Origin of the sequence: Clostridium sp. AM34-11AC (genome assembly GCF_003435375.1) — a bacterium.
GTDB lineage: Bacteria > Bacillota > Clostridia > Lachnospirales > Lachnospiraceae > Pilosibacter > Pilosibacter fragilis.
In genome coordinates this window covers 295,877-322,196 of record NZ_QWGL01000001.1, presented here as the reverse complement: position 1 = coordinate 322,196, position 26,320 = coordinate 295,877, and the positions used below count along the sequence as shown (strand labels likewise).

Here is a 26,320-nt window from a genome sequence, read left to right as displayed (position 1 = left end):
CAGTCACCTGAAAATTAAGACAGTAGGAGAAAGTTAGCTTTGATACATCAGTATATAAATAATGGATACCATATTGTTTTGGACGTAAACAGTGGATCGGTTCATTCCGTGGATGCGCTGCTCTACGATGCCGTGGAGGTTCTCGCGAAGATCGTCCCGGATATGGAAAAACCGATGCCTCTCACGGATGACCAGAAAAAAGCAGTGAGAGAAGCACTGGTCTGTAAGTACTCTGCAGAAGATATTGAGGATGCGCTCTCCGATATTCAGGAGCTCATCGACGCGGAGGAGCTGTTCGCTGCGGATATTTACAAAGACTATGTGATCGATTTCAAGAAACGTCAGACGGTCGTGAAGGCACTCTGCCTTCATATTGCCCATGACTGCAACCTTGCCTGCAAGTACTGCTTCGCAGAGGAAGGCGAGTACCATGGACGCCGCGCCCTCATGAGCTTTGAGGTCGGAAAGAAGGCACTGGATTTCCTGATCGCAAACTCCGGAAACCGCATCAACCTTGAGGTTGATTTCTTTGGCGGCGAGCCGCTTATGAACTGGAACGTTGTAAAACAGCTTGTGGAATACGGACGTTCCCAGGAGAAGGAGCACAATAAGAAATTCCGCTTTACACTGACAACAAACGGCGTACTCTTAAACGATGAGATCATGGAGTTCTGCAACAGGGAAATGAGCAACGTGGTCTTAAGCCTTGACGGACGTCCGGAGGTCAACGACCGGATGCGTCCGTTCAGAAACGGTAAGGGAAGCTATGAACTTATTGTTCCGAAATTCCAGAAATTCGCGAAATCACGCGGCGAGAAGGATTATTTCGTCCGTGGAACCTTCACAAGAAACAACCTGGATTTCGGAAACGATGTCCTCCACTATGCGGACCTCGGCTTTGAGAAGCTTTCCATGGAGCCGGTAGTTGCAGCTCCGGAAGAGCCGTACTCCATCCGTGAGGAAGACCTTCCGCAGATTATGGATGAGTATGACAGACTCGCAAAAGAGTTTGTAAAGCGTCAGAAAGAGGGAAGAGGATTCAAATTCTTCCACTTCATGCTTGATTTAAGCCAGGGACCGTGTGTTGCGAAACGTCTGTCCGGCTGCGGTTCAGGAACCGAGTATCTTGCAGTGACTCCGTGGGGAGACTTATATCCGTGCCATCAGTTCGTTGGAAATGAAGAGTTCCTGCTTGGAAACGTGGATACCGGCGTGGTCAACACGAAGGTGCGCGATGAATTCAAACTCTGCAATGTATACGCGAAAGAAAAATGCAAAAACTGCTTTGCGAGATTCTACTGCAGCGGCGGATGCGCGGCAAATTCCTTTAACTTCCACGGCAGTATTACGGATGCCTACGATATCGGCTGCGAGATGCAGAAAAAACGTATCGAGTGCGCGATCATGATCCGCGCTGCTTTAGCGGAGGACGAGGAAAACAACTAAATTGATCATAGCGGTCAGGGGGCGGAAAGCCCTGGACTGTTATTGTAAGGATGACGGAGGCGGTGCTTACGGCGGACTCCGGAATCAAGAGGGACAAAAAGCTTTTTCGACCTCGAAATCATATCAAGAAGGAGATTTTATCATGAAGAGCAACAAAGGAAAGGGACTGCTCGGCCTCCTGGGACTGCTCGTTGTACTCGGTATCTTCGGATTTTTCGGCTATGATACTCTTCAGAAGAGTAAGCTGGTCACCGATGAGAACGGAGTAACTTCCCAGAATGGCGGAATCAAGCTCGGTCTGGATCTGGCAGGCGGCGTCAGCATTACCTACCAGGCGAAGGAAGAAAATCCGAGCGCCGAGGATATGTCCGATACCCAGTACAAGCTGCAGCAGAGAGTACAAAACTACAGCTCTGAGGCAGAGGTTTATCAGGAAGGCGGAAACCGTATCAATGTTGATATTCCGGGTGTCACAGACGCGAACAAGATCCTGGAAGAGCTCGGTAAGCCGGGATCCTTACAGTTCTATGATGAGAACTGGAACGTTGTACTGGAAGGAACCGATGTAGCTTCTGCGAAAGCTGTGATCTATAAAGACCAGCAGACAGGAAACAATAACTATGAAGTAGCGCTTACATTTACGGATGAAGGTACTAAGAAATTCGCAGATGTGACAGCAGCGAACGTCGGCAAGAAGATCGCGATCGTTTACGATAACGTGATGTACTCCAACCCGACCGTACAGCAGGCGATCACAGGAGGACAGGCCTCTATCTCCGGCATGACTTCCTATGAAGAGGCTGAGAATCTTGCGTCCACGATCCGTATCGGTTCCCTTTCCCTGGAACTGGAGGAACTCCGTTCCAACGTGGTAGGCGCGAAACTTGGTCAGGAAGCGATCACGACAAGCTTAAAGGCCGGCGCGATCGGTTTCGGAATCGTATGCGTATTCATGATCGTAGTTTACCTCATCCCGGGTCTTGCGGCATCCCTTGCACTCTGCCTCTATGTGGCATTGATGCTGATCCTGCTCGCGGCCTTTGAGGTTACATTAACACTTCCGGGTATTGCCGGTATCATCCTTTCCATCGGTATGGCGGTTGATGCGAACGTCATCATCTTCACCCGTATCAAGGAGGAGATCGGTCTCGGAAAGACCGTTCATTCCGCAATCAAGACAGGTTTTGCGAAAGCGTTATCCGCCATCGTCGATGGTAACGTGACAACACTGATCGCAGCGGCTGTTCTTTACTGGAGAGGCTCCGGTACAGTTAAGGGCTTCGCTACAACACTTGCCCTTGGTATCGTTCTTTCCATGTTCACAGCACTTTTCGTTACAAAGTTCACACTGAACACCCTGTATAACCTTGGATTCCAGGATCAGAAGTTCTACGGCATCAGAAAAGAGAAGAAGGCGCTCAATTTCCTCGGAAAGAGAAATATCTGCTTTATCATCTCTGCTGTTATGATCCTCGCAGGCGTTGCGGGAATGGTAATGAACAAGTCTTCCATCGGAAACGCGTTCAATTACTCCCTTGACTTCCAGGGCGGTACCTCCACAAGCGTGACCTTTAATGAGGACATGTCTCTGGAGAGAATCTCAAGCGAGGTTGTTCCGGTAGTTGAATCCATCACAAACAGTGCGGATACGCAGACACAGAAGGTTGCGGGAACAAACGAGGTGATCATCAAGACAAGAACCTTAAGCGTGGAAGAACGTCAGGCATTAGACGAGGCACTTGTTGAGAACTTCGGCGTTGATGAGTCCAAGATCACTGCAGAGAGCATCTCTGGTGCGGTAAGTGCTGAGATGAAGCGCGACGCGGTTATGGCTACAGCGATCGCTACTGTATTTATGCTTCTCTATATCTGGGTACGATTCAAGGATATCCGCTTCGCTGCAAGTGCTGTTTTAGCTCTGGTCCATGACGTATTGGTTGTAGTTGCATGCTACGCCCTCGCAAAGTGGTCCGTTGGCTCCACAGCGATCGCCTGCCTGCTTACCATCGTCGGATACTCCATCAACGCGACGATCGTTATCTTCGACCGTATCCGTGAGAACATCAAGCTCATGGGACCGAAGGCATCCACCGTTGATATCGTAAATACAAGTATCACCCAGACCTTCACACGAAGCATCAATACATCCTTGACGACCTTTGTCATGGTATTTGTTCTGTTCATCATGGGCGTATCTTCCATCCGTGAGTTCGCACTCCCGTTAATGGCAGGTATCATCTGTGGTACCTACTCTTCCGTATGCCTGACAGGCGCTATGTGGTATGTAATGACCACAAAGAAGCAGAAGAAGGATGCGGTTGAAAAACAGGCAAAGAAGGATGCTGAGAAGGCAGCAAAGGAAGCGAAGAAATCCGGAAAATAATTTTCGGGACTAATTTATAAGGCAAGAAAAATATGAAATATAAGATTCTGGCAAAAGACGGACGTGCCAAACGGGCTGACGTAGAGACAGTCCACGGCACGATCCATACGCCGGTATTCATGAATGTAGGAACTGTCGCCGCGATCAAAGGCGCTGTGTCCACCGATGACCTTCGCGGGATCGGGACACAGGTGGAGCTTTCCAACACCTACCATCTTCATGTCCGGACCGGCGACAAGCTGATTAAAGAGCTCGGCGGGCTCCACAGGTTTATGAACTGGGACCGTCCGATCCTCACCGATTCCGGCGGCTTTCAGGTATTTTCCCTCGCCGGACTCAGAAAGATCAAAGAAGAAGGCGTGTACTTCAACTCCCATATCGATGGTCATAAGATTTTCATGGGACCGGAGGAGAGCATGCAGATCCAGTCAAACCTTGGCTCCACGATCGCGATGGCATTCGATGAGTGCGCTCCGCATCCGTGTACCAGAGAATACATGGAGAATTCTGTCGCGAGAACTACAAGGTGGCTGGCGAGATGCCAGGCGGAGATGGCGAGATTAAATTCCCTGCCGGATACCGTCAATAAGGAACAGCTTCTGTTCGGCATCAATCAGGGCGGAACCTTCGAGGATATCCGGATCGCGCATGCGGATACGATCTCGAAGATGAACTGCGACGGCTACGCGGTCGGCGGACTTGCGGTCGGTGAGAGTCACGAGGAGATGTACCGCATCCTCGATGCGGTGGTTCCGCATCTGCCGGAAGAGAAACCGACTTACCTGATGGGTGTCGGAACCCCGGCGAACATCCTTGAAGCGGTGGACCGCGGCGTCGATTTCTTCGACTGCGTTTACCCGACAAGAAATGGCCGTCATGGTCATGTATATACAAACCACGGAAAGATCAACCTGTTTAATGAGCAGTTTTCAAAGGATATGCGCCCCATCGAAGAGGGATGCCAGTGTCCGGCCTGCCGCTCATACAGCAGGGCCTATATCCGCCATCTCCTGAAGGCAAAAGAGATGCTTGGAATGCGCTTATGCGTGCTCCACAATCTTTACTTCTACAACACAATGATGACGGAGATCAGGGAAGCTATCGAGAACCACTGCTACGCCGAGTACAAAGAGAAAAAGTTGGAGGGCGTGACAGGGAACTATAAAGACAAGGTATAAGAAAAGGAGGTGCAACGGATATGACTAACAGCCCGGCATTTTGGATTGGATATATTGTTTTAATCTTTGCTTTCATGTACTTCATTGCGATCAGACCGCAGCAGAAGGAAAAGAAAAAAATGCAGGAACTGATGGCAAGCATCGCAGTCGGTGACAGCGTGCTGACATCCAGCGGATTCTACGGAGTGATCATTGATATGACAGACGATACCGTTATCGTTGAGTTTGGCAACAATAAGAACTGCCGTATCCCGATGCAGAAACAGGCGATCGTTCAGGTTGAAAAACCGGAGGCGTAAGACCTGAAAAACAGAAAAGAAAGAGGTTCATTTCCGATTATGTGGAGATGAACCTCTTTTTTATGTAACAGGAAATTCTGAGGAATTCCCTGTTACATAAAAAGGCACTAACGTGCCAAAGACGCGCACTCGTGCGAAGATGTAGATTGTCGCAAGCGACTGCGCGAGGCGCGAGAATGTGCCAAGGCACATTCTTTTTTGGGTGAGCCGGGAAGAAACTTCCTGTTTTTACTGCGGCGTTGCATTTCTTCCTTCGTCCTCGAAGTACTTTTTCAATTCTTCAAATTCCCGCGCATACTTCGGGGAAACTGCGGTTGGGTTGGAGTGGATCCTTTCTTTGCGGAAACGGCGGCGTTCCTTTCGGAGTGCAGCGAGGCGGGATTCCCGTTCCTTTAACATCTCGGCAAGCTGTTCCGCAGATTTCCCGCGGAGCGCTTCCAGATGGATTCCGGTAAGGTCCTTCAGACTGTCGAGCTTTCCTCCGGCCTTTGCCTTTAATTCCTCAAGGCTGACATTGGAGAGATCGCGGATGGAATCTGCGGCAGCTCCGGCTTTTTCCTGGATCAGGGACATACCGGCAGCCGGTTTTTCCTTGATGGATTTGAACTTTGTACCGGCTTTTTCCCGGAATTCTTCTATACTCATTCCGGTGAGAGCGGCAGCCTGAACTCTCTTTGCCTCGATCTGATCCAGCAGTTCTTCTTTGGCGGCCTGCAAGCGGTCTTCGGCATTCATCTTGAGGAGCGCGCGCTGTACCTGAAGATTGTCAAGTTCCGCACGGAGCTTCTGCATAGCTTCCAGGGACTTTCCGAAGGCAAGTGCTTCCTTCGTACAGATGATGGAATCGTAAACAAAGAGTACCGTCACAAAAAACACAAAAAACAGATCCCAGTAGAGCGGCATTGCGAGGACAGCCCGCTCGATGGGCTTGTGGATCAGGTGCGTCATAAAGATCGTCAGAAATCCCCAGGCGATGGAGGAGCTGAGACAGATATAACCGTGGAGATTAAAGGGCTGGTTGCTGTAATCCCAGTAGCGGACTTTGAAAAGCCGCTCCATCACATATCCAGTCACGTACTCCAGAGCCGTGGCACCGATAACGCCGGAGATATAGGTGAGGATCAGGCTGTCCTGAAACGGGAGAGATACCCATAACATCATGACTGCGCCGCTTCCGTATAACGGCAGCATCGGTAGCCGCAGAAAGCCTCGGTTCACGAATCGCTTCTGTTTTAAGGAAACATAGGTGGACTCGAAGATCCATCCAAAGAAACAGTATAGATAAAAAAACGTAAGCCATTGATACCAGGTGTAAGTATACATAAGTCTCCTCTCGGTTGTAAATTCAGTTTATCCATATCATACGACAGGAACAGGGAAATAACAAGGTGTAACGAAAGAACAGGCCTGGAAAAAGAAAACAGATGTGAAAACAGCCGCCTGGATATGACCGGGGCGGCTGTTTTGTCAATTGATTTATTGTAAAAATATCTGGTTGTCTGCTGTATTCTTAACACGGACGGTCAGGCATTGGAAAAATTACTGAAGGGTTTTATAAACCTCAAAGCTTGGCTTCTTATTTCCGTTCACATCGATGAGACCGAACGCATAATGCGCACCCAGAAGTCCCTGCTCATCCTTCATGCGGTTCAACAGGAATGCCTCAACGTATGGATTTGCCTTTGCGGTCTCATAAGCTTCCTTAATGCACTGGGCCTGGAGATCGAGGCACTGACCGCCGTGGACCGGGGAATCAGAAGTGAATCCCTGCTCGGAGAGGATCAGGTGGCGGACCTTTCCGGACGGGGAAAGCATGTCGGCCTGCTGCATATAATCGGTCAGAATATGAAGATTCTTCAGGTTGATGATATAAGTATCTGCTTTTTCCAGTGTATATTTGTCATCGGAGAAGACCGGATCCTCGAAGGTCTCCGGATATGCGTGCCATGCGATACCGTAGTCGGTATCTTTCAGGCGGCTGTTTAACCGCGGGATCATGTCCATAGCGCCGTACTTGAAGCCCTCGACCTGTCCGCAGTTCCAGCGGAAGTCGAACGGAATATAGACGTTTGCCAGCTTGTTGGAACCTTTGATGGTGTCGTACCAGGTGCGGAATCCGGTCGCGTAGTTGGAACAGTAGGTGTCAATATCCATCTGCCCGATATAGTTCCACGCCTGTCCATCATTGATCTCATTGCCGATGACCCAGTTGGAGACACAATCCCTGAATGCCTCTGTGACGCGCTTCGCGGCCTCTCTTGTGGCCTGGACGCCGGCATCGTTTAAGGTGTTGAACGCGTAGTATCTTGCGCCGGTTGGCTGGGATACCGGAAGAAGAGACGGGCTGTAGCTCGCTGCTGCCCAGTCGTTTAAGACGATCAGCGTCACAGTGACGCCTGCCTGGTCAAGCTTTGTGTAGAGATCCTGGCAGACAGACAACTGGCTGCTGAATGCCCAGGACATCGGAAAATTTAAAACGACCTGAGAAGCACCGACCTCGAGAACGTCCGGGATCTGGGCATGTTCATTGATCAGAACGCCCTTGATGGACTTTGGAGTCTGGTAGTGGTCGGCGTAGGCCGGAACGGCAATGGAAAAGCAGAGCGCTGCGGACAGCGCGGCAGCTGCGATGCGCTTCAGTGAATTCATAAGATTTCCCCTTTGTGGAATGAGCCATTTTTTGCGGAGCATTGATTCCTGAAAATAATTCCTCCGCACTGTTGGCAATGTTCATATATTTACTATACCGTGAGGCGGAATAGAAGTCAATGGAAAGGGACGTAAAACTGGTGAAAAGGGGAAAATGCCGGAATTTGAAATTGAAACAATTATGTCCGGAAATAAAAGTTAAAAACAAGGATATAGGAAAAAAGAACTTTGGCAAGCTGGCAGAGCAAAAAATAGGGACCGCAGCCGTTCCTGCAGTCCCTAAGGGGAGTATGGAAAGTATCAATTTTTTAGGGGGACCTGCCAGAGTTGCCTCCGACAGGTATGAGTATGAAAAAGCTTTGTGTGTTCAAGTGTAACACTTGAAACAAAGGCAGGTTATCCTTTCGGATAACGTAATTATATTATATAGACAAAATGTGTCTAAACTGTGAGTAAAAAATTAAAAGAAAGTAAAATTACTTAACGAATAATGAAGAGCCGTATCGAAATATGGCGAAAATTGGCACAGAGACAGACAACAAATCCTGCGCCGAGGATTTCCCGGAGATCTGCCGCATTTTTGCCGAAGTTTGGCAGGAAATTTGAACATAAATTGTCCATAAATATCTGATATACTATATAATAAATTGGTATCAGAGAGGCCAAAAGCTTTTGATCCCAACATCTTGAGATAAGAGAAAAAGAAAACGGGGAGGTTCACAATGAAGAAAGAAAAAATGATATTAGTACCCGCAGCGTTTCTTATGACAGCAATGCTGGCATTTCCGGTTATGGCATCGGAAAGGATCGAGGAGGTCACGATCGATATCAGTGCAGTCCTGACAGATTCCGACAACCTTGAAGTTGAGGCGGAAGTGTCGGATGACGGCTGTTATGTGGATGAGGTGACAGTCACAAATACACCGAGCGGAGACTGGAACGACAGCACAAAGCCGAAGGTAAAAGTTACTCTTGGCGCGGAGAGCGGATATACTTTCTCCACCGGACTCGGTAGATCCGATGTATATCTCGGAAATGATGATCAGACGGTGACATCTGTTTCGAGAAGTACTTCAAAGCTGTCTGTCTATGTGACACTCCCGAAGATCGAAGATATCGACACGGACTATGATTCTGATGATGATTTGGAAGTATATGATCTTTTCTGGGATGACAGCTACGGTGGAGTTGCATGCTGGGAGGGATCTGATTCCGCAAAGAAATATCAGGTTCGTTTATATAGGGACGGAAGCGCAGTGGGCTCCACATATACGACAACGAATGATTACTACAACTTCTGTGGTTCCTTCGCAAAAAGTGGAAGTTATACATTTAAGGTAAAAGCGATCCGGGGAAACAACGAGACCAGCTGGCAGGAGTCTGACTCCAAAGATGTAAACAGCAGCGAGGCATCCGCAATCTACGCGAACCGCACAGCAGCAGCGAAGTATTACGGCAGCGGTTCCTCAGGATCAAACAATCAGACAAGCTCCAGCTCCTCCAGCACCGCAGACGGCGCATGGCTCCGCGACGGCAACGGCTGGTGGTGGTGCAACCCGGATAAGACTTACCCAGTGGCGAACTGGAAGCTGATCAACAACGTATGGTATTATTTCAACCAGTCCGGATATATGACAGAGAACCAGTGGGTAATGAACAACAACCGGTGGTATTACTGCGGAGTGTCCGGCGCGCTGGTCAAGAGCCAGTGGGTACAGACGAACGGCGCATGGTACTACTGCGGAGCTGACGGCGCGATGCTCACGAGCCAGATGATCGGCGGACAGTATTATGTTGATAAAAATGGCGTCTGGGTGCAGTAGAATAAAAATTTCAAAAACCCCTTTAAAAACAAAGGTCTTTCGTATATAATAAAAACTGATATTTCGCGCCCTGAATAAAGCAGGGTTTTCTGATAGAGAGATAAGCGAGGCACATCCCACCGATGGGATGTGGAAATGGATTCAGGAGATTTTCAGTTAGAGAGACAGGAGGAAGACGACAATGATGATGTCCAACGACATTGGAATTGACTTAGGTACCGCCAGCATCCTTGTATACATTAAGGGAAAAGGCGTTGTTTTAAAGGAGCCGTCCGTAGTAGCACTGGACAGAGAGACGAATAAAGTAATTACCTTCGGTGAGGAGGCGCGTCTGATGATCGGACGTACTCCGGGTAATATCGTTGCGGTAAGACCGCTCCGTAAAGGTGTAATTTCCGATTATACCGTAACCGAAAAAATGTTAAAATATTTCATTAACAAAGCGGTCGGAAAGAGAACCTTAAGAAAACCGCGTATCGCTGTCTGCATCCCGAGCGGAGCGACAGAGGTTGAGAGAAAGGCCGTTGAGGATGCAACTTATCAGGCAGGTGCCCGTGAGGTCTGCATTATCGAGGAGCCGGTTGCGGCAGCTATCGGTGCAGGAATCGATATCTCCAAGGCATGCGGAAACATGATCGTAGATATCGGAGGCGGTACTGCGGATATCGCAGTGATCTCTCTCGGAGGTACTGTAGTAAGTACTTCTATTAAGACTGCCGGAGATGACTTCGATGAAGCTCTCGTCCGCTATATGAGAAAGAAACATAACCTCCTGATCGGTGAGAGAACCGCTGAGGAGATCAAGATCAATATCGGTGCGGCTTACCGCCGTCCGGAGCTTGTGACGATGGAAGTCCGCGGAAGAAACCTTGTGACAGGTCTCCCGAAGACCATCGTTGTCACATCTGACGAGACACTCGAGGCGTTAAGAGAGCCGGCGATGCAGATCGTAGACGCTGTACACAATGTATTGGAGCGTACACCACCGGAGCTAGCGGCTGATATTTTTGACCGCGGAATTGTTCTTACCGGCGGCGGATCCCTGATCTCCGGACTTGACGCCTTGATCGAGGAGAAGACCGGAATCACGACAATGATCGCGGAGGAGCCGCTTACAGCGGTTGCGATCGGAACCGGTAAGTTTATCGAGTTCGCACACGGCGGAAAAGGCGCAGAAAAATAAAAAATGGCAACTGTAACAGGCTATGTGGAAAGAATCAAATACCGCAACGAGGATAACGGTTACTCGGTCTTAAGCGTGGCGGACGGGGGAGAAGAATATATCCTCGTCGGCACATTTCCCTACATCAGTGAGGGAGAGCGGATCGAGGCGACGGGCCGGATGGTGGAACACTCCATCTACGGTGAACAGCTTGCGGTGGAGAGCTATGAGATAAAAGCTCCCGAGGACACACTGGCAATTGAACGGTATCTCGGCTCCGGTGCTATCAAAGGCATCGGAGCTGCTTTAGCTAAAAGGATCGTAAAGAAGTTCAAGGCGGACACCTTTCGGATCATGGAGGAGGAGCCGGAACGTCTCGCAGAGGTAAAGGGTGTCAGCGAGCGCATGGCGATGGAGATCAGCAGTCAGGTGGAGGAAAAACGGGATATGCGCCAGGCCATGGTCTTCCTTCAGCAGTACGGGATTTCCATGAACCTTGCGGTGAAGATCTACCAGCATTACGGTCCGAAGATGTACTCGGTCATCCAGGAAAATCCTTATCAGCTCGCGGATGATATCCAGGGCGTAGGCTTTAAGATCGCGGATGAGATCGCGGCGAAAGTCGGTATCTTTACGGATTCCGATTACCGGATCCGCAGTGGACTCTTCTATGCACTGCTCCAGGCGACGGGAAATGGCCATACATATCTGCCGGAGGAGGAGCTGTTTGCCAACGCATCGGCACTCTTAAATGTGGAACCGGAGCACATGGAAAAACATCTGGTGGATCTCCAGATGGAGAAGAAGCTGGTGGTGAAGGAAAAGGACGGAAAGCGGATCGTCTATCCGGCACAGTTCTACTATATGGAACTCAATACAGCGAGAATGCTGCATGACCTGAATCTCCACTCGAAGATCGATGAGGATGACGTGAAAAATCGCCTGAAAAAGATCACGGAGGCGGAGAAGATCGAGCTGGACGAGCTCCAGGAGCAGGCAGTTCTGGAGGCGGTGGGCAATGGTCTCCTTATCATCACCGGAGGTCCGGGAACCGGTAAGACGACAACCATCAACACGATCATCCACTATTTTGACCAGGAAGATATGGAGATCCTTCTGGCGGCCCCGACGGGGCGTGCGGCAAAGCGCATGACGGAGGCGACCGGATATGAGGCAAAGACGATCCATCGCCTTCTGGAGCTGACCGGAGCGCCTGTCGCGGATCCGAAAAACAACGGCAATTCTGGCGAGAACCGGCTGGAGGGCATGCATTTTGAGCGGAACGAGGAAAATCCTCTCGACGCGGATGTGATCATCATCGATGAGATGTCGATGGTCGACATCAGCCTGATCCACTCACTCTTAAAGGCAGTAAATGTGGGGACGAGGCTGATCCTTGTGGGAGATGTGAACCAGCTTCCGAGCGTCGGACCGGGAAATGTCCTGCGGGATATGATCGCGTCTGAGGCGTTCCCTGTGGTGAAACTTACAAAGATCTTCCGCCAGGCGGCCCAGAGTGACATTATTGTCAATGCCCATAAGATCAATGACGGCGAGGTGGTTCCCTTAAATAAGAAGAGCCGTGATTTCCTTTTTATTCGCCGTGACTATCCGGCGGACATCGTGAAGGATATGATGGTCCTTGTACAGGATAAGCTGCCGAACTACGTCCATGCGGAGATGTCGGATATCCAGATCATGACGCCGATGCGGAAAGGCGCTCTCGGAGTTGAAGCATTAAATAAGCAGCTCCAGGAGAAGTTTAACCCGCCTGCGCCGAATAAGCAGGAGAAAGAGTCCGGCGGGACGATCTTCCGCGTGGGCGATAAGGTCATGCAGATCAAGAACAATTACCAGATCGAGTGGGAGGTCCGCAACCGTTACGGAATCCCGGTGGATAAGGGTGAAGGCGTTTTCAACGGGGATACGGGGATCATCCGCTCCATCAACAGCTTCGCGGAGACGATGGAGGTGGAGTTTGATGAGCGCCGGATGGTGGAGTACAGTTTTAAGCAGCTGGAGGAGCTGGAACTTGCCTATGCGATCACGATCCACAAGTCCCAGGGAAGCGAGTATCCGGCAGTGGTGATCCCGGTCCATTCCGGTCCGAGGATGCTGATGACGAGAAACCTGATCTATACAGCGGTCACGAGAGCAAAATCGTGTGTCTGCCTGGTCGGGATCCCGGAGGTGTTCCAGGCGATGGTGGACAATGAGGTGGAGCAGAAACGGTACTCAGGGCTGAAGGACCGGATTCTGGAGATTGATACATCTATGATGCAGAAATAGACCTGCACTATTTGTTCTAATATTTATATTTAACATGAAATTTAATAAAATTCTTGATGTCCTATATCCCCGCCGCTGTCCGGTATGCGGGGATATCACTGGCAGTTCCGGGCGGATGATCTGTCCGGACTGCCTTCATAAACTATCGTTTGTAAGATCACCGGTATGTAAAAAATGCGGAAAAGAGATTGAAGACGGGAGTCTGGAGTTCTGCCCGGACTGCATGCGCCATCCGCGTGCCTTTGAGTACGGGATCGCCTTATTAAATTACGATGAGGCGGCGAGGCATTCCATGGCGCAGATCAAGTACAATAATAAGAGAGAGTACCTGGATTTTTACGGGACAGCTCTGGCGGCACGGTACGGACGGACAATCCGCCGGATGCAGGCAGATGCCCTGGTCCCGGTGCCGGTCCATGCCACGAGGAAAAAGACCCGGGGATTCAATCAGGCAGAGATCCTGGCCCGGGTCATCGGAAAGAAGCTTGAGATTCCGGTGATGCCGGAAATGCTGGTGAGAAATAAGAAGACGCTGCCGCAGAAGGATCTCTCGGCGGCAGAGCGGCTTAAGAACCTTTCCGGTGCCTTCGCGGCGGGGGAGATCCCGGAGGGGATCAGGAGCGTGATCCTTGTGGATGATATTTATACAACAGGCAGTACCATCGAGGCGTGCGCGAGAGCCCTGCGGGCATCGGGAATCAGCCGGGTCTATTTTGTTGTGATCTGCATGACCGGGGGCAGATAGGACAGGAAAAAAGTGATATGCATACAGGTTATAGAATGAGAGAGACTGCATAAATATGCAAAAATACATGCATAAACACTTGCTTTTTGTATAGGCCTGTGGTATAGTGGGTCTCATCGAAAAAGTTGCAAATCCGTATTGGGTTAGAGGAGGAACATATTATGAAAAAGGCGATTGCATTATGTTTAACTGCTGCGATGGCAGCATCACTTCTTACAGGCTGCGGCGGCAAGACTACAGAGACAACGGCAGCAGCAGAGAACAAGACAGAGACAACAGCAGGTGAGGCTGCGGCAGAAAAGAAAGATGAGGCAGCTGGGGTTGTTAAGGTGATCGAATATGATCTTACAGATGAGCAGTATGCATTCGGCGTGGATAAAGACCAGCCGGAGCTGCTTGAGCAGGTAAATGCATTTATCGCAAAGATCCAGGAGGACGGAACCTTCAATGAGATCTGTGATAAATATTTCAGTGACGGCGAGCCGGCTGCAGTAGAATCCGCAGAGTATGATGCTTCTAAGGATCAGCTGGTTGTTGCGACAAACGCGTCCTTTGAGCCGTTTGAGTATGTTGACGGCGACAGCTACAAGGGAATCGATATGGAAATCGCAGCTTTGTTCGCACAGGAGCTTGGCAAGGAGCTTGTAATTGAAAACATGGACTTTGATGCAGTATGCTTATCTGTTGGTCAGCACAAATGCGACATCGCAATGGCCGGCTTAACGATCAACGAGGAGAGAGAAGAATATGTAACTTTCTCCGATCCGTATTATAAAGCATCCCAGAGACTGGTTACACTGGCAGATGATACGGCTTTTGATGACTGTAAGGATGCAGCTTCCGTAGAAGAGGTTCTTAAGGGCTTAAGCGCGAGCGACAAGATTGGCGGACAGCAGGGAACCACAGCACAGTACTTTGTTGAGGGCAGTGATGACTGGGGCTTTGAAGGACTTCCGGCAGAGTGGGTACCGTATAAGAGTGCATCTCTTGCAGTTCAGGATATGATCAACGGCAACGTGAAGTACGTGATCATTGATGCGGCTCCGGCGGAAAGCATCACAAAGGCGATCAACGCAATGCAGTAAAAATATTGGAAACACCGGTCAGAAAAGCGGGGGCAAGATACGGTTCGCTCCCGCTTTTTGACTGTACTGGAACATGGCAGGAAACGCTGTGTTTTTGCTATCTGGAGGTATTATGGGAAACTTCGGGAACAAATGGAACAAGTTTGTACAGATATTTATTGAGAAAAACGGTTACGTCAAAGTTGTGCAGGGTCTGCAGAATACGCTTCTGATCGCGGTAGTCGGCATGCTCATCGGTGTTTTGATCGGTACCATCATCGCGACGGTCCGCGTCCTGCCGAAATATAAGACACTTCCGCGGGCGCTGAACGCGGTCTGCAGCTTCTACGTAGGTCTCTTCCGCGGAACCCCGATGGTTGTGCAGCTTCTGATCTTCTACTACGTTATGCTGCCCCTTATGGGGATCAAGCTGCCGGGTGTCCGTGTTGCCATGGTGGTCTTTGGATTGAACAGCGGCGCGTATATTTCCGAGATCATGCGAAGCGGTATCCAGTCCGTTGATCCGGGACAGCTTGAGGCGGGACGTGCAGTTGGTCTTGGCTTTGGTCCTGCGATGATCCGGATCGTAATCCCGCAGGCAGTGAAAAATATTCTTCCGACTCTGGGCAATGAGTTTATTGCCCTGATCAAGGAAACCTCCGTTGTCAGCTTCGTCGGCGCGGCGGATCTTTACGTTGCCTTCAACTATATCGGAAGCAACAGCTACGAGTTCATGGTCCCGTATCTTGTCATGGCGGCGATCTACATCGTTCTCGTGCTGGTGATCTCAATTCTTGTAAAACTGATGGAAAGGAGCCTGAAGAAGAGTGATAGACGTCATTGATCTGAAAAAAACATTTGGTGATCTGGAAGTCCTGAAGGGAATCAATGTGACCATCAATAAAGGTGACATCGTTGTAGTCATCGGTCCGTCCGGCTCCGGAAAAAGTACATTTTTAAGATGCCTGAACTGTATGGAGGATCCGACCTCCGGCAGCATCATTTTTAACGGCGTAGATATCGCCGATATGCGCGTGGACATCAATATCCACCGCCGCCATATGGGCATGGTATTCCAGCACTTCAACCTGTTCAACAATATGACTGTGATCGAGAATATCATGATGGCGCCGGTCTATGTGCGCTGTAAAGAGTTAAAGAAGGCAAAGAGAAAAGGAACGCTGGCGCCTGATGCGCCGAAGACAAAGGCGGAGATCAAGGCACAGGCAAGAGAGGAAGCCCTTGAGCTGTTACGCCGCATCGGTCTTGAGGATAAAGCAGACGTTTACCCGTCCACTCTTTCCGGCGGACAGAAGCAGCGTGTGGCCATCGTCCGCGCTCTGGCGATGAAGCCGGATGTGATCCTCTTCGATGAACCGACGAGTGCTCTCGATCCGGAGATGGTAGGTGAGGTACTGGATCTCATGAAGGAGCTTGCAAACGAAGGAATGACCATGGTCGTTGTAACCCACGAGATGGGCTTTGCGAGAGAGGTTGCAAACCGCGTGCTGTTTATGGATCAGGGAAAAATTCTCGAAGAAGCTCCACCGGAAGAATTCTTCGCGCATCCGAAGAATGAGAGAACAAAGGAATTTTTATCGAAGGTCCTGTAAATATTAGATAATGAAAAGCTTCTTGTTGCCTGAAAGATGGAAACGAGAGGCTTTTTTTATTTACGCGACAACTGATCAAAGTCCGCTCTTGCGCAAAATCTTGTTCTCAATAGTGCCCCTTCTCCTTGGCGTGCCAACTACACAGCAGCAGGGAACTTTCAGAAAGCAGTGCCTGGATACAGGGATCTGGTTCCTCTTGGCTCGCAGGTGAATGCGTTGGAAAAAAGATGATGCTTGTCTGAGCGAAGCGAGTTGCATCATCTTTTTTTCGTCCCTAGCAGTCGCCCGCAAGCCTAGAGGAACCTTCCCTGAATCCCACAAGCACTGCTTTCTGAAAGTTCCCTGCCCCGCCAATCAACTAAAACTCCACGAAAACTCTTATTTCTCAAGGAAATGCTTGACGCGCCGCAATTCTTATGTTACAATATTCGGGCGAATGGAAGATATAGGTCTTTTTTTTATGCTCAAAAAACGATAGCAATGAATAGAGAAAAGGCCGCCTTACAAAGAATTTAAACGGAGGTGGAAGTCGTGCGCACTAAGATTACACTGGCATGCACAGAATGCAAACAGCGCAACTACAACATGACGAAGGATAAGAAGACTCATCCGGACCGCATGGAGACAAAGAAGTACTGCAGATTCTGCAAGAGACATACGATGCACAAAGAAACTAAGTAATCCGGTTTGCAAGAAGGACGTGAATTTATGGGAGAAACGGCAAGTAATGAGAAAGCCCCTAAAACGGACTTTATCAAAGGCTTAAAAGCTGAATTCAATAAGATCATCTGGCCGGATAAGGATACGCTTACGAAAGAGACCGTTGTAGTAGTCGTATCAACAGTAATTCTGGGGATTGTTATCGCAGCCCTTGACCTGATCATCAAATTTGGTCTCAATATTGTACTTGGTTAAGGATGAGGTGAAGATATGTCAGAAGCACAATGGTATGTTGTACACACTTATTCCGGATATGAGAATAAGGTAAAGGTTGACATTGAGAAAACAATCGAAAACAGAGGTCTTCAGGATCAGATCTTAGAGGTCTCCGTCCCGCTGGAAGAAGTCATCGAGCTTAAAAACGGTGCTCAGAAGCAGGTCGAGCGTAAGATGTTCCCGGGCTATGTGCTGATTCATATGATCATGAATGACGACACATGGTACGTTGTACGGAACACCAGAGGTGTGACCGGATTCGTAGGACCGGGATCCAAGCCGGTGCCGCTTTCAGAAGAAGAGATGATGAGCCTTGGCTTTAAGGCACCGGATGTCGTTGTAGATTTCGCCGTCGGAGATACCGTCGTTGTTACGGCCGGCGCATGGAAGGATACCGTCGGTGTCATTAGAACCGTCAATGAGTCCAAGCAGTCCATTACAATCAACGTCGAAATGTTCGGCCGTGAAACACCGGTGGAACTGAGCTTTTCTGAAATCAAGAAGATGTGACCGTAAACGGACAAAAGTCCTGACCGGTCGTCCGTACCTTTTTAGGAAAACGGACTTTGTGCCCGCGTGGGAGGGAAATCCCCGACATTACCACATTATTTAGGAGGTGCCTAATTATGGCAAAGAAAGTTACAGGTTATATTAAATTACAGATTCCTGCCGGCAAGGCAACACCGGCTCCGCCAGTTGGACCGGCTCTTGGACAGCACGGTGTAAACATCGTACAGTTCACAAAGGAGTTCAACGCTAAGACTGCTGATCAGGGCGATATGATCATCCCGGTTGTTATCACAGTTTATGCTGACAGAAGCTTCAGCTTCATCACAAAGACTCCGCCGGCTGCTGTATTATTAAAGAAGGCTGCAAAGATCAAATCCGGTTCTGCAACACCGAACAAAACAAAGGTAGCTACTCTTACAAGAGCAGAAGTACAGAAGATCGCTGAGCTCAAGATGCCAGACTTAAACGCTGCAAGCATCGAGGCTGCAACAAGCATGATCGCTGGTACTGCTCGTTCCATGGGTATCACCGTAACAGACTGATCGTAAGCGACTGAATGGAGGATGGACCTCCATATACAGCAACAATCACGTGGGAGGGAGGACTCCCGACACTACCACAGGAGGTTTTTTATAATGAAAAGAGGAAAAAGATACGTAGAAGCGGCAAAAGCTATCGACCGCGCTACTCTTTATGATACAGCAGATGCAATCGCATTAGTTAAAAAGTCTGCTGTTGCTAAATTTGATGAAACAATCGAGGCTCACTTAAGAACAGGCTGTGATGGCCGTCATGCTGATCAGCAGATCCGTGGTGCAGTAGTTCTGCCGCACGGAACAGGTAAGACTGTTCGTATCCTTGTATTCGCTAAAGGACCGAAGGCTGATGAGGCTCAGGCTGCAGGCGCTGACTTCGTTGGAGCAGAGGATTTAATCCCGAAGATCCAGAACGAAGGCTGGTTAGATTTCGATGTAGTTGTTGCTACACCGGATATGATGGGCGTTGTTGGACGTCTTGGTCGTGTACTTGGACCGAAGGGCTTAATGCCGAACCCGAAGGCTGGTACCGTAACAATGGACGTTACAAAAGCTATCAAAGAGATCAAAGCTGGTAAGATTGAGTACAGACTCGATAAGACAAACATCATTCACGTGCCAGTAGGTAAGGCTTCTTTCACAGAAGAACAGTTAGCGGACAACTTCCAGACGCTTATGGATGCAATCAACAAAGCAAAACCGAGCACAGTAAAGGGCGCTTACTTAAAGAGCGTTACTCTTACTTCCACAATGGGCCCGGGCGTTAAGTTAAACGTAGCTAAGTTAACAAACTAGTCGATTGTGTCATTTTAACTGTCAGACATTGATCTGGTTCTGCGCCCCAGCGGCGTACAACCGGATTGACCGTCTGGCAGTATTTTAATGCAAAAAACTAAAAAAGTGATTGACAATCCAAATATATTATGATAAACTATTTGGGTATTGAATGCCGAAGACAGCAGGTGCCGTAAGGCGTAAGGTAAAAACACCTGCCGAGGGACGTACAAAACTCACACAGAATTTTGTAAACCTCTCGGTCTGCGGACAGAGAGGTTTTTCTGATAAGCGAAAAAATGCTGTGACGGCGAATCCAATACTAAATAAAACAGGAGGTAAACCATTCATGGCAAAAGTTGAATTAAAGCAGCCGGTAGTTGCTGAGATCGCTGAAGTCCTCAACGGAGCAAAGTCTGCTGTAGTCGTTGACTACCGTGGATTAACTGTTGAGCAGGATACTGCTCTTCGTAAACAGTTAAGAGAAGCTGGTGTTTCTTATAAAGTATATAAGAACACAATGATCCGCTTCGCTGCAAAGGGAACTGAGTTCGAAGCACTTGAGCCGCATCTTGAAGGACCGACAGCACTTGCTGTTTCTAAAGAAGATGCAACAGCTCCGGCCAGAGTATTAGCTGAGTTCGCAAAGAAAGCTGACAAGCTTGAATTAAAAGGCGGCGTTGTAGAGGGAACATACTACGATGCAGCAGGTATCGGTGTGATCGCAAGCATCCCGTCCAGAGAGGTTCTTCTTGGAAGACTTCTTGGAAGCATGCAGTCCCCGATCACAAACTTCGCACGCGTTCTCAACCAGATCGCAGAGAAGAACGGCGAAGGCGCAGAAGCTCCGGCAGAGGCTTAATCCTCATCCCGGTCCTGCAGGCGGAAACACGCATCGCGTGATCCCGTCAAAGGCAGCATAGATGCTGTATAAAAGTTGTGAAAAACAAACGTGAAATATAAATTATTATGGAGGTAAATTATAATGGCAAAGTTAACAACCGCTGAGTTTATCGAAGCTATCAAGGAATTATCCGTATTAGAGTTAAACGAATTAGTAAAGGCTTGTGAGGAAGAGTTCGGTGTATCCGCAGCAGCAGGCGTAGTAGTTGCAGCAGCAGGCGCTGGCGCAGCAGCAGAGGAAGAGAAGACTGAGTTCGACGTTGAGCTTACAGAAGTAGGCCCGAACAAGGTTAAAGTTATCAAAGTTGTTCGTGAAGTAACAGGTCTTGGCCTCAAGGAAGCTAAGGACGTTGTAGACGGCGCTCCGAAGGTTCTTAAGCAGGGTGCATCCAAAGACGAAGCTAACGACATCAAGACAAAACTTGAGGCTGAAGGCGCTAAGATTACTCTTAAGTAATCAACTTTGTAACTGTTCAGTAGGTCTGCGCACTTGCTGCGCTGACCGTAAGAAAACCTAGGCTAAAAGGCAAAAATCCATCGGCGTAGCCGATTTGGAATGGATTTTTGCATGTAACTGTGAAGGTACTGAACAGTTACTCAACTTTTATACTTTGAATGTTTTGATCCGCAGGAAGATGACTTCCTGCGGATTTTTTCATGTAACAGGAAATTCCGAGGAATTCCCCGTTACATAAAAAGGCACTGACGTGCCAAAGATGCACACTCGCGCAAAGATGTAGATTGTCGCAAGCGGCCGCGCGAGGCGCGAGAATGTGCTAAGGCACATTCTTTTCATTTTGGGGCGATTGTAAGTAATTTGGCGGTGGAAAGACAGGCGCTTATGTGTTAAAATGGATAGCATGAAAATGGCATTGCCTGCCCATTATGCGTATCAATGATCGGGCGGGACAAAAAGGAGAAAGAAATGATTGAAGAATTAGTAAAGAGATACCCGGTTCTGGAATCCGTAAAGGGGCAGATCGAGGATGCATACAAGATCTTGGAGACATGCTATGAGGACGGAGGAAAGCTTCTGATCGCCGGAAACGGCGGAAGTGCCGCAGACTCTGACCATATCGTCGGAGAGCTGATGAAAGGTTTTGTAAAGCGTCGCCCGGTATCTGCGGAACTCGCCGAGGCGTTAAAGCAGACAGACCCGGAGAGAGGGGAAGAACTGGCGAAAAAGCTTCAGGGCGGGCTCCCGGCCATCGCCCTCACAAACCATGCGGCTCTCTCCTCAGCATTCGCAAACGACGTGGATGGAATGCTCTCTTACGCACAGCAGTTAAACGGCTACGGAAAAGCAGGGGATGTGTTCCTCGGAATCAGCACCTCCGGAAACTCTGAGAATGTGATGTATGCCGCTGTGACCGCAAAGGCAAAGGGACTTAAAGTTGTCGGTCTTACGGGAAAGACAGGCGGAAAGCTCGCAAAGCTCGCAGATGTCACTATTATCGTGCCGGAGCAGGAGACCTATAAGATCCAGGAACTCCACCTGCCGATCTACCATGCGCTCTGCCTGATGCTGGAAGACAGATTTTATGCGGAATAGTACCGATATGATAATACATGTCTGCATGATGTTGAAAAATCCTATGAATGCCTGCGGACGATATCCGGATGTGCGAATGGGCAGACAGCAGGAATCATGCCGGAGAAGAACCGCAACCGGGGGAAAATTATGAAGAGACGGGAATGTGCCTCGTTAATTATTCTGGCATTGGCGGCGGTACCCGCACTGTTAGTTGCCATCGGACAGGTTTATGTGACAGGCGTAGACGGGATCAGGCTCAGAAGAACGGAGACCATCGACCTTCTGACGGAGATCGCAGTGCTGTTCTTTTTATATCTGTTCACGATCTGGAAAATTGAATCGAACCGGATCCGGACAGGTGCGGTACTTCTCATCACAGCCGGATTTCTCTGGATCCATCAGGCATTCACGGCGATGATCCTGTCAGGCGCGTATGTGCTGGTGCTTTTGATGCTCGGCGCACGGATCCGCAGAGGGATGGACCGTGAGCACAGATGGAGGGAGTACCATGTGATCACAGGGCTGGCGGACTTCCTTCTTGGAAGTGGATTTATGATATGCCTGTTCTGCCTGGGATCCCTGTTTTTCGGATGTGGGATCACAAGCTTCCGGTTTCTCACAGTGGTCATCGCTGGACTTCTGGCTGGGTACCGGATGATGGAATTGAGGGCGGCGGGAGATAGCGGAATGCCGTGGAAACGCGTGCCGCAGAGAACCAAGATCTCCCTGGAGATGTCCATCTGTATCGCGCTCATGTTCGCCATGATCCTTTTGCAGGCGGGACGAATGAATATCTGTGCCGACTACGATTCCCTCCATTACGGACTGCGGAATGAGTATGTTCTGGACAACGGCGGCGGAATCTATGAAAATCTCGGAATGGTCAATGTGGTGTACACCTATTCGAAAGGCCTTGAGACATTGCTTTTACCGATCTCCGGGCTGCCGTCCTACGGATTTTTCCTGAGCTTCCAGATTTGGATGACTGTCGGCACTCTGATCGCGGCGGGACAGATCGTGGAGCTGTTTGTCGGAAGAAGGTATGCGGTGAGATGCATGACACTTCTCTCCTGCATTCCGGGAATCATGAACATGTCCATCACGGCAAAAACGGATTCCATGACGGTGTTTATGCAGCTTGTGATGCTGCTGTTTCTTCTGCTCTATATCCGCAGACAGAGGAGCGCGTATCTCGTGCTGGCGGTGGACGCCTACCTGATGACGCTTGTGTTAAAGCCAACGGCACTTGTATTTTCAACGGTGGCCGCTGGAACGGCGGGGCTTTATATCCTGCTCACGAGACAGCTGAAATTTCGACTGAAGGGAAGTTTTCTTCCTTCCTGTATTTATATGATCCCGATGTGGCTTCTCATCTGGTACCGGACATGGCTGCATACGGGACTTCCGCTGACATCCGTGTTTAACTCGATCTGGGCGGCCCTCGGATTTACCGTGAGGTACCCGTACCGGTTTGAAAGTTTGCCGTCGAACGGCGGATCCATGATCTCAATCGAGGGACTAAAGCACATTTTAAAGAGAATTTATGGTGTCCTCATGGCCCCTGTGGGCGAGGACATGGCCCATGTGCGGATCGCCTGGAGCACACCGCTGCTTCTGCTCTTTCTTCTTCTCGTCTGTCTGCCGGTGCTGGCGGATGTGAGAAGATCGAGACGGAAAGAGAAAAATACCGTGATCTGCCTGGCATTGGTATTTGTGACGAATGGACTCATGAGTCTTGTGGCACTTTACCTGTTATGGCAGGTGGACGGCAACTATTTCCTGCTTCTCTATGCGCTGTCAGCGATCATGGCGGTGATTGTGGTAGGAAAATTAAAGAGCGGTTTCCTGCGCGGATCCATATGCAGGATGCTGGTACCGTTTATTCTCTTTAATGTGACCATCACGGCGGTCAGCAACTGGGGCGGAACCCTGGGACTGACACCGGTGAAGTTCATCCACAAGGGATATTATGATCATATGGAAGAGTCCCATGAACTGCTTGCTTTCTACGGAAATGAGAAGATATGGGATATCCTGGCGGAGAACCCGAGAAACCGCGTCGTCGTATTCGGTGAGCAGCCGGAAATGCTGAGGTTCCCGTGCAGCACTCAGAGTTACACAGACATTGAGGGAAGCGGTGGAAACTTTAATCTCTCATCCAGCCCGGAGGCGCTGGCGGACTTCTTTACATTCGCGGGAGTAGATTACATCTATCTCGGAAGCGGATACTTAAAGCCTGGAACGGATGGATTCCGGAACGTGACAGGTCTCTTAAAACAGGGGTATCTTATGGATCTCCTGTATGAAAACGGAAACGGGCTTGCGGTATTCTCGTCTGATCCGAAGAACCTCACCGAGGAGGAGAGTGAGGCGCTTTTAGCGGAGTTTACTGAAAAATACTGGCCCGGAGAACAGCAGTAAGGGGATAAGACATGAATTTACAGGAGAAGATCCTGGAAGCGTGGAAGAGATGGAGCCCGGAGCTTCTGATCTTTGCAATCTTTCTGGGATTTGGATTTTGGATCAACCGGGGAGTGGAATTAAAGGGACTTTACATGGATGACCTGTATCTCTGGTCCTGCTACGGGAACCAGTCATTTACGGAGTATGTATTCCCAATGGGCAGCAGCCGCTTCCGCTTCCTGTTTTATCTGGCGTCCTGGCTGGAGCTTTTCTTCATCGGGGGACATGTGGAATGGATGGTTCCATTCAACATCATCCTGAACGCGGGAATCGCATACAGCATTTACAGGATGGCGGTGTCATTCAGCGACGGGCGAAGGATCATAAGCTTCGCTGTGGGGCTTCTCTACCTGTCATCCAGAATGGCATATTATCAGATCGGTCAGTTTTACGGTCTGATGGAGAGTTTGGCGCTCTGGGCAGCGCTGGGGATACTGTGGTTTCTGTACCGGTATGTGAATGAGAAAAAAACAGGGGTCTTTCTCATGGCAAACCTCCTGTATTTCGTGGTCAGCTTCATTCATGAACGGTATATGGCGCTTCTTCCGTTATTGCTTCTGGCAGTGGTCTTCGGATTTGGAAAGGGACTGGCGCCGGAGACTGTGACAGCGGAGACAGGGAGAAATAGTGAACCGAACCGCGCCGCGGAGCCGAGACGAAGCCGAAGAAGAGGACAGAGCCGCGGGGCGCAGAATAAAAAAGAGGCGGCGGCCCGCACAGCAGCGGCTGAGGAGAAGGTTGGTTTCCATCTCCCGAAGTTCCTGCTTTTCGTGATCACGCTTTTCGTGTTCGGCGCGATCCAGATGATCCGCCTTTACACTATCGGAACGCTTTCACCGGCGGGAACCGGCGGAACTGACGTGGCAGATACTTTTAAGTTCACGGACGCCATTGGACAGGCACTGAACCAGGTGGGACTCGTGTTTGGGAGAAACTCCGGACCGCTCCACCTCTGTATCGAACCGTTTGCGGACAGCCCGGATAGAATCAAAAATCTAATCCTGGCGGCGGAGGCAATTCTGGGTGTCGGCGTTCTGGCGGCTGTGATCGGTATGATCCGGGCGCGGGATGAGATCGTCTGCCATTTAAAGAACGCGGTGCTGTTCCTTGTGTTTATCACACTCTGCATCGGCAGCTCCAGCGTGACGATCCGTGTGGAGATGCGCTGGGTCTATGTGGCCTATGCGGCGGCGCTTCTGTTCTTTGCCTACCTGTCACGGGTGATGGGGAAGGCGGGGATCCTGGTGCTGTTGTACGGCTGCCTGATCTTCCCGGTGGAGACATATTACCGGGACAACTGGGACAACCTGTATCTGTGGGCGCCCCAGAGCCAGTATAATTCCCTGGCGGAGAAGACATACGGAACATACGGGGACGATATCTTCGACAAGGAGATCTACATCATCGGGAAGGATTTTGAGATCAGTGATTTTAATGCTGAAACATTCCTGAAAGTATATGCAAAAGATAAAACAAATGTTCCGAAGCTCCAGTTTATCGACAGTGACATGGATCTCAAAGAGATCACGGATGACATGGTGATCCTGTGTGAGGATCCGGAGCACAACGCATACAACGATGTGACGGAGATCGTGAAGAGGCAGAGGTTCGACACGCCTTTCGGCAGCTATTCGGACGGATGGATCGATGAGCACGCGAAGATCGTTCTGACAAACGGTGAGAGCAGCAAGCTGACCTTAAAGTGCTACTACCCGGGCAGGCTTACAGGCGGTGAGACCTGTAAGATCAAGGTGAACGGACGGCAGATGGCTGATCTTGTATTTACGGACAACACGATGTACTACGAGATCCCGGCTGCGCCGTATCAGAGATTTACCGTGGAATTTTCCTGCAACTTCTATGTGAAAGGGGCGAAGGAACACCGCGGGGAGGAAAATCTGGCGATGGTCGTGAAGGTGGTAGACCAGTAAAAGAGGCAGGTCCGCAGAAATTTTTGCGGACCAACGGGAAAACGCAGGAATGAAATTTTCTGCAAAAGGGCAGCAGGAGAAG

24 protein-coding genes and 1 other annotated feature are annotated in these 26,320 nt (G+C 49.7%); of the genes, 22 read left to right on the top strand and 2 right to left on the bottom strand.

Going from position 1 to position 26,320, the window contains the following annotated elements; all coding sequences use genetic code 11:
* Positions 1 to 39 precede the first annotated feature (39 nt).
* From scfB to yajC, 4 genes are all read left to right on the top strand, one after another.
* Positions 40 to 1,446, top strand: coding sequence for a thioether cross-link-forming SCIFF peptide maturase (gene scfB / locus DW826_RS01455; RefSeq protein WP_117469067.1), 1,407 nt, complete (start codon positions 40 to 42; stop codon positions 1,444 to 1,446).
* A 142-nt stretch (positions 1,447 to 1,588) separates the two neighbouring features.
* Positions 1,589 to 3,829 (top strand): protein translocase subunit SecDF, encoded by a 2,241-nt coding sequence (locus tag DW826_RS01450; protein ID WP_021904609.1) that lies wholly within the window; start codon positions 1,589 to 1,591, stop codon positions 3,827 to 3,829.
* A gap of 32 nt (positions 3,830 to 3,861) precedes the next feature.
* Positions 3,862 to 5,007 (top strand): tRNA guanosine(34) transglycosylase Tgt, encoded by a 1,146-nt coding sequence (gene tgt, locus DW826_RS01445; RefSeq protein ID WP_015553084.1) that lies wholly within the window; start codon positions 3,862 to 3,864, stop codon positions 5,005 to 5,007.
* A 20-nt stretch (positions 5,008 to 5,027) separates the two neighbouring features.
* Positions 5,028 to 5,306 carry a preprotein translocase subunit YajC gene (gene yajC / locus DW826_RS01440; RefSeq protein ID WP_015553085.1) on the top strand — a complete coding sequence of 93 codons (279 nt, stop codon included), beginning with the start codon at positions 5,028 to 5,030 and terminating at the stop codon, positions 5,304 to 5,306.
* A gap of 228 nt (positions 5,307 to 5,534) precedes the next feature.
* Here yajC and DW826_RS01435 read toward each other — a convergent pair whose 3' ends face one another.
* Together DW826_RS01435 and DW826_RS01430 are read right to left on the bottom strand one after the other, a co-directional pair.
* Positions 5,535 to 6,629: a hypothetical protein gene (locus DW826_RS01435; protein WP_117551810.1), complete on the bottom strand. Its 1,095-nt coding sequence runs from the start codon at positions 6,627 to 6,629 to the stop codon at positions 5,535 to 5,537.
* Between the two features lie 216 nt (positions 6,630 to 6,845).
* The gene (locus tag DW826_RS01430; RefSeq protein WP_117551809.1) at positions 6,846 to 7,955 is read right to left on the bottom strand and encodes a DUF5722 domain-containing protein; all 1,110 of its coding nucleotides are present in this window, start codon (positions 7,953 to 7,955) and stop codon (positions 6,846 to 6,848) included.
* Between the two features lie 119 nt (positions 7,956 to 8,074).
* Between DW826_RS01430 and DW826_RS01425 the strand changes: the two genes are divergently transcribed.
* The 18 genes from DW826_RS01425 to DW826_RS01340 all read left to right on the top strand — a co-directional run bounded on the left by DW826_RS01425 (position 8,075) and on the right by DW826_RS01340 (position 26,238).
* Positions 8,075 to 8,332 carry a hypothetical protein gene (locus DW826_RS01425; protein WP_117469071.1) on the top strand — a complete coding sequence of 86 codons (258 nt, stop codon included), beginning with the start codon at positions 8,075 to 8,077 and terminating at the stop codon, positions 8,330 to 8,332.
* A gap of 345 nt (positions 8,333 to 8,677) precedes the next feature.
* On the top strand, positions 8,678 to 9,778 hold the full coding sequence (locus tag DW826_RS01420) for a cell wall-binding protein (RefSeq protein ID WP_015553089.1): 1,101 nt from the start codon (positions 8,678 to 8,680) through the stop codon (positions 9,776 to 9,778).
* Between the two features lie 184 nt (positions 9,779 to 9,962).
* Positions 9,963 to 10,961: a rod shape-determining protein gene (locus DW826_RS01415; RefSeq protein ID WP_330579494.1), complete on the top strand. Its 999-nt coding sequence runs from the start codon at positions 9,963 to 9,965 to the stop codon at positions 10,959 to 10,961.
* A 3-nt stretch (positions 10,962 to 10,964) separates the two neighbouring features.
* On the top strand, positions 10,965 to 13,229 hold the full coding sequence (locus tag DW826_RS01410) for an ATP-dependent RecD-like DNA helicase (protein ID WP_117551808.1): 2,265 nt from the start codon (positions 10,965 to 10,967) through the stop codon (positions 13,227 to 13,229).
* A 34-nt stretch (positions 13,230 to 13,263) separates the two neighbouring features.
* A complete protein-coding gene (locus tag DW826_RS01405) occupies positions 13,264 to 13,974 on the top strand; it encodes a ComF family protein (protein WP_117551807.1) in 711 nt (236 codons plus the stop codon).
* Positions 13,975 to 14,135: 161 nt separating this feature from the next.
* Positions 14,136 to 15,059: an ABC transporter substrate-binding protein gene (locus DW826_RS01400; RefSeq protein ID WP_117503142.1), complete on the top strand. Its 924-nt coding sequence runs from the start codon at positions 14,136 to 14,138 to the stop codon at positions 15,057 to 15,059.
* 112 nt (positions 15,060 to 15,171) lie between these two features.
* Positions 15,172 to 15,882 carry an amino acid ABC transporter permease gene (locus tag DW826_RS01395; protein WP_015553094.1) on the top strand — a complete coding sequence of 237 codons (711 nt, stop codon included), beginning with the start codon at positions 15,172 to 15,174 and terminating at the stop codon, positions 15,880 to 15,882.
* Positions 15,866 to 16,651, top strand: a complete 786-nt coding sequence (locus tag DW826_RS01390; protein WP_117469075.1) for an amino acid ABC transporter ATP-binding protein — start codon at positions 15,866 to 15,868, stop codon at positions 16,649 to 16,651. The genes DW826_RS01395 and DW826_RS01390 overlap by 17 nt, the downstream gene beginning before the upstream one ends.
* Before the next feature lie 531 nt (positions 16,652 to 17,182).
* Positions 17,183 to 17,332: a 50S ribosomal protein L33 gene (gene rpmG / locus DW826_RS01385; RefSeq protein ID WP_008726232.1), complete on the top strand. Its 150-nt coding sequence runs from the start codon at positions 17,183 to 17,185 to the stop codon at positions 17,330 to 17,332.
* Between the two features lie 27 nt (positions 17,333 to 17,359).
* Entirely contained in the window at positions 17,360 to 17,566 is a 207-nt protein-coding gene (gene secE, locus DW826_RS01380) for a preprotein translocase subunit SecE (protein ID WP_015553095.1), read from the top strand.
* Positions 17,567 to 17,581: 15 nt separating this feature from the next.
* Positions 17,582 to 18,097: a transcription termination/antitermination protein NusG gene (nusG, locus tag DW826_RS01375; protein ID WP_015553096.1), complete on the top strand. Its 516-nt coding sequence runs from the start codon at positions 17,582 to 17,584 to the stop codon at positions 18,095 to 18,097.
* A gap of 116 nt (positions 18,098 to 18,213) precedes the next feature.
* Positions 18,214 to 18,639, top strand: a complete 426-nt coding sequence (rplK, locus tag DW826_RS01370; protein ID WP_015553097.1) for a 50S ribosomal protein L11 — start codon at positions 18,214 to 18,216, stop codon at positions 18,637 to 18,639.
* A 93-nt stretch (positions 18,640 to 18,732) separates the two neighbouring features.
* Positions 18,733 to 19,428 carry a 50S ribosomal protein L1 gene (gene rplA / locus DW826_RS01365; RefSeq protein WP_015553098.1) on the top strand — a complete coding sequence of 232 codons (696 nt, stop codon included), beginning with the start codon at positions 18,733 to 18,735 and terminating at the stop codon, positions 19,426 to 19,428.
* Between the two features lie 136 nt (positions 19,429 to 19,564).
* Positions 19,565 to 19,702, top strand: a sequence feature (ribosomal protein L10 leader region).
* Positions 19,703 to 19,756: 54 nt separating this feature from the next.
* Positions 19,757 to 20,269 carry a 50S ribosomal protein L10 gene (rplJ, locus tag DW826_RS01360; RefSeq protein ID WP_015553099.1) on the top strand — a complete coding sequence of 171 codons (513 nt, stop codon included), beginning with the start codon at positions 19,757 to 19,759 and terminating at the stop codon, positions 20,267 to 20,269.
* Between the two features lie 123 nt (positions 20,270 to 20,392).
* Entirely contained in the window at positions 20,393 to 20,767 is a 375-nt protein-coding gene (gene rplL, locus DW826_RS01355) for a 50S ribosomal protein L7/L12 (protein ID WP_015553100.1), read from the top strand.
* A 468-nt stretch (positions 20,768 to 21,235) separates the two neighbouring features.
* Positions 21,236 to 21,862, top strand: coding sequence for an SIS domain-containing protein (locus DW826_RS01350; RefSeq protein ID WP_242994022.1), 627 nt, complete (start codon positions 21,236 to 21,238; stop codon positions 21,860 to 21,862).
* A 129-nt stretch (positions 21,863 to 21,991) separates the two neighbouring features.
* Positions 21,992 to 24,265: a hypothetical protein gene (locus tag DW826_RS01345; RefSeq protein WP_181967949.1), complete on the top strand. Its 2,274-nt coding sequence runs from the start codon at positions 21,992 to 21,994 to the stop codon at positions 24,263 to 24,265.
* An 11-nt stretch (positions 24,266 to 24,276) separates the two neighbouring features.
* Entirely contained in the window at positions 24,277 to 26,238 is a 1,962-nt protein-coding gene (locus DW826_RS01340) for a hypothetical protein (RefSeq protein ID WP_117551804.1), read from the top strand.
* Positions 26,239 to 26,320 lie beyond the last annotated feature (82 nt).